The organism is Geopseudomonas aromaticivorans (genome assembly GCF_019097855.1).
GTDB classification, from domain to species: domain Bacteria; phylum Pseudomonadota; class Gammaproteobacteria; order Pseudomonadales; family Pseudomonadaceae; genus Geopseudomonas; species Geopseudomonas aromaticivorans.
In genome coordinates, this window is record NZ_JAHRGL010000036.1 from 1 (window position 1) to 7,022 (window position 7,022).

The 7,022-nt window shown below is 59.7% G+C and carries 8 protein-coding genes; 6 read left to right on the forward strand and 2 right to left on the reverse strand.

Features of this window, described 5'->3' with window-relative positions; genetic code table 11:
* The coding region (locus KRX52_RS13155; protein WP_217682187.1) for a transposase domain-containing protein at positions 1–112 on the forward strand (112 nt) is incomplete at its 5' end.
* A gap of 215 nt (positions 113–327) precedes the next feature.
* On the opposite strand, the gene pap is transcribed toward KRX52_RS13155, so the two are convergent.
* Complete coding sequence (gene pap, locus KRX52_RS13160; RefSeq protein ID WP_217682183.1) at positions 328–1,818, reverse strand: polyphosphate:AMP phosphotransferase; 1,491 nt, start codon at positions 1,816–1,818, stop codon at positions 328–330.
* A 209-nt stretch (positions 1,819–2,027) separates the two neighbouring features.
* On the opposite strand from pap, the gene KRX52_RS13165 reads away from it, so the two are divergent.
* The 5 genes from KRX52_RS13165 (at position 2,028) to KRX52_RS13185 (ending at position 6,169) form a co-directional block, all read left to right on the forward strand.
* Positions 2,028–2,171 (forward strand): hypothetical protein, encoded by a 144-nt coding sequence (locus KRX52_RS13165; RefSeq protein ID WP_217682184.1) that lies wholly within the window; start codon positions 2,028–2,030, stop codon positions 2,169–2,171.
* A 165-nt stretch (positions 2,172–2,336) separates the two neighbouring features.
* Positions 2,337–2,969: a LemA family protein gene (locus KRX52_RS13170; protein WP_090352023.1), complete on the forward strand. Its 633-nt coding sequence runs from the start codon at positions 2,337–2,339 to the stop codon at positions 2,967–2,969.
* Positions 2,969–3,814 (forward strand): TPM domain-containing protein, encoded by an 846-nt coding sequence (locus KRX52_RS20815; RefSeq protein ID WP_254797586.1) that lies wholly within the window; start codon positions 2,969–2,971, stop codon positions 3,812–3,814. Before KRX52_RS13170 ends, KRX52_RS20815 begins: the two co-directional genes overlap by 1 nt.
* Positions 3,808–4,314: a TPM domain-containing protein gene (locus KRX52_RS13180; protein WP_217682185.1), complete on the forward strand. Its 507-nt coding sequence runs from the start codon at positions 3,808–3,810 to the stop codon at positions 4,312–4,314. Before KRX52_RS20815 ends, KRX52_RS13180 begins: the two co-directional genes overlap by 7 nt.
* Before the next feature lie 262 nt (positions 4,315–4,576).
* On the forward strand, positions 4,577–6,169 hold the full coding sequence (locus KRX52_RS13185; RefSeq protein WP_217682186.1) for an ABC1 kinase family protein: 1,593 nt from the start codon (positions 4,577–4,579) through the stop codon (positions 6,167–6,169).
* Between the two features lie 441 nt (positions 6,170–6,610).
* Here the strand turns inward: KRX52_RS13185 and KRX52_RS13190 are convergent.
* On the reverse strand, positions 6,611–7,022 hold a 412-nt coding region (locus KRX52_RS13190; protein ID WP_302850381.1), incomplete at its 5' end, for a methionine adenosyltransferase.

The window sequence follows — 7,022 nt, forward strand, 5'->3', positions numbered from 1 at the left end:
CCATGACCCGTATGCCTACCTGAAGGACGTGCTCACACGCCTGCCAACGCAGAAGACCAGCGCACTGACTGAGCTGCTGCCGCACAACTGGATGCCTGCCAGCAAGGTGTGATGCCCGGCCGCTTACCATGTTTGTGCCCGCGCGGGAGGCTCGGTGGTGAACACAGCACATGGTTACTCGACATGAGCCCAATCGAGTGATGGGACATGACTGGTGCACATGGCACTCCGTCACCGACAGCGTCAGAACAGATTAAGAACGCTTCGCAGCCTGCTGAATCCGCTGCAAGTCAGCCCCCACCGTGGGCGTCACCAGCCCCACAGGCATCAACCCGACCGGACGAACGCTGACTCCAACGCATCGTTAATGGTGCGCAGGATCTTAATCCGAGCGAAACGCTTGTCGTTGGCCTCGACCAGCGTCCAGGGCGAGATTTCAGTGCTGGTGCGGTCGACCATGTCGCCCACAGCATCGCAGTAAGCGTCCCACTTCTCGCGATTGCGCCAGTCCTCTGCAGTGATCTTGAAGCGTTTGAATGGAGTAGCCTCCCGCTCCCTGAAACGTCGCAACTGAGTTTCCTGGTCAATAGCCAGCCAGAACTTGGCCACCACCACCCCCGCGTTGGTCAACTCCTCCTCGAAATCGTTGATCTCACCGTAGGCACGCAACCAGTCAGCCGGGCTGCAGAGCTCTTCGACGCGCTCCACCAAGACACGCCCATACCAAGAGCGATCAAAGATGGTGAATTTTCCACGCCGCGGGATATGCCGCCAAAAGCGCCAGAGATAGGGTTGGGACAACTCCTCTTCGGTCGGTGAACCGATCGGCACGATACGGTACAGGCGCGGATCCAAGGCTGCAGCTACGCGGCGGATAGCCCCGCCCTTGCCAGCTGCGTCATTGCCCTCGAACAGCGTGATCAGCGCGTGCTTGCGCATGCGCTTGTCACGTATCAATTTGGACAGGCGGGCCTGCTCGACGACAAGCTGCTCTTGATATTCCTGCTTGGTCAACGTCCGGCTCAGGTCCAAGGCGTCCAGCAGGGCACGGTTGTCCAAGCTCGATACCAATGGCGCGGCATGATGAGCGTGCACCGTCGGTGTTTTGTGCTCCAGCGCGCATTGCAATCCCTCAAGAAGGATACGAGCGACCGTGATGCTGCGATAGCGCTCGTCCTCCCCCTCAATCACATACCAAGGTGCGTATTCGCGGCTGCTGCGACGCAGTACTCGCTCGCCGTGAAGAACAAATTTGTCGTAAGTCTTCGACTGCTGCCAGTCTAGCGGACCCAGCTGCCAGCTGTGCAAAGGATCGTCCTTCAACGTCTCGAGCCGCTCCTTCATTGACCTCTTTGACAGATGAAACCAGAACTTGAAGATCAATGTGCCCTCTTCGCTGAGCATCCGCTCCAGCCGCTCGGCGCCGGCGATGAACTGGTCGAGCTGGGCCTCGTCGATTTTCTTGTGCACTCGTGCCTGCAGCATCTGGTCGTACCAATTGCCGAAGTAGATTCCAACCTTGCCCTTAGGTGGCAGCTGTCGCCAGTAGCGCCAGGCCTGCGGACGGGTCAGTTCCTCATCGGTCGGCTGATCGAAGGTGCTGACTTCGATGAAGCGCGGATCCATCCATTCGCTGAGCAGCCTGACCGTCTCCTCCTTGCCCGCTCCCTCAATGCCGGCAATCAGTATCAGCACCGGAAAGCGCGCCTGCTGCCCAAGCTCGAACTGGGCCTCCAGAAGCGCTTCGCGTAGCGCCGGCACCTGAGCATCGAACGTGGCCTTGTCTATGGCGTGACCGACTTCAGCGGACTCGAACATGGATTTCCCCTGGATCAGCGATGATTTCAGCGTAACTGATCGACGGCCGTTTGCCGGTGATTTCGGCCCCAGATCCCGCAGCAGGTTGTCCAGCTTAACTCATCGAGAAAGGCCCCGCGGGAGGGACCACCTCACCAGCCCATGAGACTTACAGATTCATCCAATACATCACTTAAAAACATGCACACCAACCACTAAAGACAACCCCGATGAACAACCAAACTCAATACAGCGCAGGCCGCCTGGAAAAACCAAATAAAATTCACAAAAAATCCCGCGCAAACGATCCAAATACATATAAATACAACATCAAGCCAATGAAAGCCAACCCACCAGAAACGGAATCACCATAAACACCGAAAACAATATTGAAAAACCGCCAAAGAAACACAACCCAACAAAAGCTTACGCCACCGTAATCTCTCCGTCAGAATCAAAAAAGTCCAGCCTTGTTGCCTACCATCAAACAAGCCTGCTATATATGAAAAATAATTTCAGCTTGCTGGGAGATCACGACAATGCGAAAACTATTGAGCCTGCTGCTCATTACGTTGGTCCTTAGCATCTCCGGCTGCGGCTACAACACCTTGCAGTCGACAGACGAACAGACCAAGTCAAGTTGGTCCGAGGTGTTGAACCAGTACCAGCGCCGTACCGACCTGGTGCCCAACCTAGTCAACACGGTCAAGGGCTATGCTGCCCACGAGAAGGAGGTGCTGGAGCAGGTAACGGCCGCCCGCTCCCGGGTCGGCGGCATCCAGGCTACGCCGGAGCTGGTCAATGATCCGCAGGCCTTCGCCCGCTTCCAAGAGGCCCAGGCCCAGTTGTCTGGCGCACTGTCGAGGCTACTAGTGGTGTCTGAGAACTACCCGCAGCTGAAGGCGGATGCCGCCTTTCGCGACTTGCAGGCTCAACTGGAAGGCACTGAAAACCGCATCACCGTGGCACGCAACCGCTATATCCAGGCGGTGCAGGAGTACAACGTCACGGTACGCAGCTTCCCCTCCAACCTGACTGCGATGGTGTTCGGCTACAAGATCAAGCCTAACTTCAGCGTTGAGAACGAACGGGCCATTGCCACACCCCCACAGGTGAATTTCGGGAACTCTCCGGATAAACCGCAAAGCGGCGCGCCGCAGCCGAGCAACTGATGAGTACGCTCATTGCAGCGAGAGCCGGGCTGCTGGCAATGCTCCTCGGTTGGTGCCTGGCGGCCGAGGCCCAACCAGTAGCGATGCCGCCCTTGACGGCCCGGGTTACTGATCTGACAGCGTCACTCTCGACCGAGCAGGTAGCCCGCCTGGAAGGCAAGCTGCAACGCTTCGAGGTAGCAAAAGGCAGCCAGCTGGCCGTGCTAATTGTCCCTAGCACCGGAGAGGAATCGATAGAACAGTATTCCCTGCGGGTAGTCGAGCAGTGGCGGCTGGGGCGCCAGAAGATCGACGATGGTGCACTGCTGATCGTTGCGAAAAATGATCGGACCCTGCGCATTGAAGTGGGCTATGGCCTGGAGGGCGTTCTCAACGATGCCACAGCCAAGCGCATTATCAGCGAGACCATCGTGCCACGCTTCCGCCAAGGCGACTTCTATGACGGCATCGAGGCTGGCGTAGACCAGATGATCGCCATTATAGATGGCGAACCACTACCGCCCCCCAAACGTGGAGCGAATGGGGCTCAGGATGAGCTCTCGAAATCGACTCCCTTGATTGTGATGCTGGTCTTTGTGGTGGGCGGGGTGCTGCGAAAACTGCTGGGGCGTTTACCGGCAGCGTCGGTAACTGGCGCCGGAGTGGCGCTGCTGACCTGGTTACTGATCGACGCCACCCCGGTTGCACTTGGCGCAGGACTGATGGCGTTCGTATTTATTCTTCTCGGCGGAGGCGGCAGGCATGGTGGCTGGTACAGCGGCGGCCGGCCCGGTGGACGCCGCCGTGGCGGCTTCGGTGGTGGTGGAGGCGGATTCGGCGGGGGAGGCGCATCGGGACGATGGTGAAGAACAACTACAGGCGCGTGGTTCGCCACCTGACAATGTCACCCCGGCAGCTCAAGCGTGCCTTCCCCCCACAGACGCTGAACGCGATTCAGGCGGAGATTGCGGCGAGCGAGTGCACCCATGCCGGGCAGATCCGCTTTGCTGTGGAAGGGGCATTGCAAGCAGTCGAACTATGGCGCGGACAATCGCCGCGTGAGCGAGCGCTCGAGGTTTTCTCACTGCTACGGGCGTGGGATACCGAGCACAACAACGGCGTGCTGATTTACCTGCTGTTGGCCGATCGCGACGTCGAGATCGTGGCCGACCGTGGCATTCATGCCCAAGTCGGGGCCAGTGCATGGGAGGAGATCTGTTTAGCCATGGAGCAAGCCTTCAGACAGGGGCGCTTTGAGGAGGGAGCACTGGAAGGGATTCGTGCCGTAACCAGGCTCATGGCACAGCATTTCCCGGCAACCGCCGGAGGGCGCAATGAGCTGCCCGATCAACCGGTTTTGCTGTGACCGCCAAAAGTCAGTTCCGTTAATTCACTTATGAACCATGCAACTTCCAGGTCGAACTTCTTCCAGCCAAACACGACTGGAGCAGCGTTCATTTCGTCAATGCCTCTGCAGATGCGCGCCTTGACCAGAGCAACTCGAGCGGTGCGTGAGGCCTTCGCCCACTGGCCTTGCATCGCTCGCATTTCAATACGGCGACTGTACCCTGTACGGGTTGATACAGCAGATCGTGCTCGGTCACGGCGGGCGTGCTCAAGGAGACATCGTGTCTGGTCTCAGAAGACTGTTCCAGATCACCTCCACCATCGGCGGTTACCTGTTCTGGTGGCTGCTGGTGCACCTTCACTTGCGGCACCCGGCAATCACGCCCGCACAGCATTTGCGCGGTACGCTCGAGCGGTTGGGCACTGCGTTCGTCAAGCTCGGTCAAGGATTGAGCCTGCACCGCGATCTGCTGCCTGAGGAGTACATCCAGGAGCTGCAATGCCTGCAGGATCGGGTCGCGCCGTTTGCCAACGATGTCGCGGTTCGCGAAGTGGAGAGCGCCCTGGGCCGGCCCATCGCCGAGCTGTTTGCCGAGTTTGAGCCGCAACCCTTGGCGGCAGCCTCGATTGCGCAAGTGCACAAGGCGCGGATGTGTGACGGTCGCCGGGTGGTCGTGAAGATCCGGCGACCCGACATCAAGGCCGAGATTGATCGAGACATGCGCTTGCTGCGGGGCGTGATGCGCATGCTGCTCATGCTTTCGCCGTGGCTGCGACGCTATGAGCCACTCACGATCATCGACGAGATATGGGCCAACCTGCGCAAGGAAACGGACTTTCGCAAGGAGGCACACCAGATCAAGCATTTCGTCGAAGCCTTCCAGGACTCGGACACCGTTTACGTGCCGGCGCTGATCGACGATCTCTACTGCGAGTCGGTCCTGGTGCAGGAGATGAGCAGCGGGCGGCGCGTGGATGATCCTTCGATCGGGGAGGACGGCCCGCGCTTGGCGCAGGTGTTCGTGGAGGCCTATCTCCAGCAGATATTCGCCATGGGCGTGTTTCATGGCGATCCGCATCCGGGCAACTTGTTTGTCAGGGCGGACGGTCGACTCTGTTTCCACGACTTCGGCATCGTCGGGGTACTGAGTCCGCACATGCGGCGCCATCTCGCGGCATTCCTGCTGGCGTTCGTGCATCAGGACGGCGGATGGCTGCTCGACGCTGCCGTGGAGTTGGGGTTGCTGGAGGGGGAGCTGAAACGCGACGAGTTCCGCCACGGATTGCAGGAAATCATCGAAGAATATGCCGGGTTGCCGCTCAAGGACTGGTCGCTCGCCGAAGTGTTCTTGCGCGTCGCGCGTCTTGGGGAGGGGCGCCATATGCGCCTTCCGCACAACTTGTTGGTGCTGATGCGGGCGATGGCGCTGATGGAAAATGTCGTGCGCAGCCTCGACCCGGAGTTCAAGCTGCTGGCAGGCCTACTCGCCAAGGCCGAAGCGGTGCTCGAAGCCAACACCGGCGTCGGCGCCGAAACTGGGTGGCAGCGATTGCGTTTCGAAATGGCCTCTGGGGCGCAAGAACTGCCGGCCGAGCTCGGCGCCCTGATCCATCGCCTGCGCGCCAATAGCCTTGAAATTCGCTTGCAGCATCATGGAATGGAGCGTCTGGAGGGCCATATCGACCGCGCAAGTAACCGTATGGCCTTGGCACTCGTGACGCCGGGCCTCTATATCGCCGCCTCGCTGCTGATGCTGAACTCCATCGGGCCGCGGCTCGGGGACATACCGATGCTCGCGGCTGCCGGCTATGCGCTGGCGTTATGGTTCACCGTGCGCCTGGCGCGGGGCATTTCCCGTTCAGGAAGTCTATGATGAAACAATGCGTGAAATACCAATAGCCAGAAGGGGCCTCCATGGTGAGCGTCTGGGCATCGTGATCAACGGCACGCTGCAATACACCGGAGGACTCGACGAGATAGCCCTGCGTGAATAGCTTGAAAAATTGTCCGGGGAATGATGGGTTGCGAGCAACACCGCGGATTCCACGCCATCCGGCCCCCCAGTCCACGCTCATCCGGCCGGGCACATGGGCGCTTCGGCTAGACCTCCGTTACACCACTTCCCGGGACACGACCCCTCAAGCGGATGTCGAGCCTGCTGGAACTGGACTGAGCCAGGTCACCGATTGCGAATTTCTGCCAGCCATGCAGGAAGCCCTGTAAGCACTAAACCCGACGCTCGGAGGCCAGGAGCGGTGCTCGCCGCTGCCTGGCTCAGTCCAGACGTGAGTTAATAGAGCTGCCACGAAGGGGCTCAAAATGCCGGTATCTCGCCACGTATCAGGCGCTCGGAGATGCGCTCAATGCCTGACAGGTGCACATCCACGAGACTGCGTATCTCCTGGCGCATGCGTTCGTTCAGCCTGCCCCTACACCCCAGCTCGATAGCCACCAACGCCGGCTGATCGACTGGCTGGCCGATGCGCGACAATAATTGCACTGTGGCTTCATCCACGCCCTCGACCTCGGCGACGATGGCACGTGCTATTTCCCATGCGAGCGCGTTGTACAGCTTGCCGACATGGGAAACCGGGTTCTTCTGCGGATTCCACGCCATCCGGCCACCCAGTCCACGCTTATCCGGCCGGGCATTCCACGCACATCCGGCCACCTGTTCCACGGCCATCCGGCCGGGCAGTCGGAGCGCAGCGACGCTAGGGTGGCAT

Bases quoted from the DNA above. Each gene is read 5' to 3' on its own strand.
- pap (WP_217682183.1), bottom strand. From the start codon at position 1,818: ATGTTCGAGTCCGCTGAAGTCGGTCACGCCATAGACAAGGCCACGTTC.
- KRX52_RS13165 (WP_217682184.1), top strand. From the start codon at position 2,028: ATGAACAACCAAACTCAATACAGCGCAGGCCGCCTGGAAAAACCAAAT.
- KRX52_RS13170 (WP_090352023.1), top strand. From the start codon at position 2,337: ATGCGAAAACTATTGAGCCTGCTGCTCATTACGTTGGTCCTTAGCATC.
- KRX52_RS20815 (WP_254797586.1), top strand. From the start codon at position 2,969: ATGAGTACGCTCATTGCAGCGAGAGCCGGGCTGCTGGCAATGCTCCTC.
- KRX52_RS13180 (WP_217682185.1), top strand. From the start codon at position 3,808: ATGGTGAAGAACAACTACAGGCGCGTGGTTCGCCACCTGACAATGTCA.